Origin of the sequence: Aquicoccus porphyridii (assembly GCF_008369105.1) — a bacterium.
GTDB lineage: Bacteria > Pseudomonadota > Alphaproteobacteria > Rhodobacterales > Rhodobacteraceae > Aquicoccus > Aquicoccus porphyridii.
Genome location: NZ_VINQ01000220.1, coordinates 1 through 370 on the forward strand (window position 1 = coordinate 1; position 370 = coordinate 370).

A 370-nucleotide genomic window follows, 5' to 3' on the forward strand; every position below is an offset into this window, starting at 1 on the left:
CAGGGTCAGGGCGTTGTCCGCCAACGGCGCCAGCACCTGCTCCTGCCAGTCGGCCAGCCACGGCAACGGTCGCGCCGGTTCCGGCGTACGGACCAGCCAGGCGCCGACGACGAAGGTCAGGACCGCCAGCGACAGGTAGAACAGCCAGCGGGTATTGCGCGGCATGGGATTCCTCCGGGCAGAAAAAAACCGCACCCTTGCGGGGTGCGGTTTTCGCGAGGCGCGGCGATCAGGCGAGAATCCGCCCTTTCAGCTTGCTCATGGCGTTCTTTTCCAGCTGCCGGATACGCTCGGCGGAGACGTTGTACTTTTCCGCCAGGTCGTGCAGCGTGGCCTTCTCCTCGGACAGCCAGCGCTGCTGGAGAATGTC

Annotated in this window: 1 protein-coding gene; it reads right to left on the minus strand. The window is 65.7% G+C overall.

Annotation, left to right across the window (positions count from 1 at the left end; all coding sequences use genetic code 11):
- Positions 1 to 229: 229 nt before the first annotated feature.
- Positions 230 to 367 carry a sigma factor-like helix-turn-helix DNA-binding protein gene (locus FLO80_RS24265; RefSeq protein ID WP_281287079.1) on the minus strand — a complete coding sequence of 46 codons (138 nt, stop codon included), beginning with the start codon at positions 365 to 367 and terminating at the stop codon, positions 230 to 232.
- Between the last annotated feature and the right edge of the window lie 3 nt (positions 368 to 370).